Origin of the sequence: Dolichospermum sp. UHCC 0259 (assembly GCF_009711935.1) — a bacterium.
GTDB lineage: Bacteria > Cyanobacteriota > Cyanobacteriia > Cyanobacteriales > Nostocaceae > Dolichospermum.
The window spans coordinates 1-515 of record NZ_VIKX01000324.1 but is presented as its reverse complement, the minus strand read 5'-3'; the positions used below and the strand labels follow the sequence as shown (position 1 = coordinate 515).

The 515-nt window shown below is 46.8% G+C and carries 1 pseudogene; it reads right to left on the bottom strand.

From position 1 onward, the window contains the following. Positions 1-515: pseudogene (locus FJR05_RS25865) on the bottom strand (photosystem II D2 protein (photosystem q(a) protein)); the annotation flags it as partial.

Sequence of the window (515 nt, the reverse complement as noted above, 5' to 3'; positions counted from 1 at the left end):
GTATAGAAAGTTTCAAATTCTGGGTCTTCTGCTGCCCGTAATTCTTGAGAAACGAAGTCATAAGCCCGGAGGTTTAATGCTAAACCAACGATACCAATGGAACTCATCCACAAGCCTGTCACAGGGACAAACAACATGAAGAAGTGCAACCAACGTTTGTTGGAGAAAGCAACACCGAAAATCTGTGACCAGAAACGGTTTGCTGTCACCATGGAGTAGGTTTCTTCAGCTTGAGTAGGGTTGAAAGCACGGAAAGTGTTTGCACCTTCACCGTCTTCAAATAGGGTGTTTTCTACTGTTGCACCGTGAATGGCGCAAAGTAAAGCTCCACCTAAGATTCCCGCTACACCCATCATGTGGAAGGGGTTGAGTGTCCAGTTGTGGAAACCTTGGAGGAATAGGAGGAAACGGAAAATTGCGGCTACTCCAAAGCTAGGGGCAAAGAACCAGCTAGATTGTCCTAAAGGATACATCAGGAAGACGCTGACGAATACGGCGATAGGACCGGAGAAAGC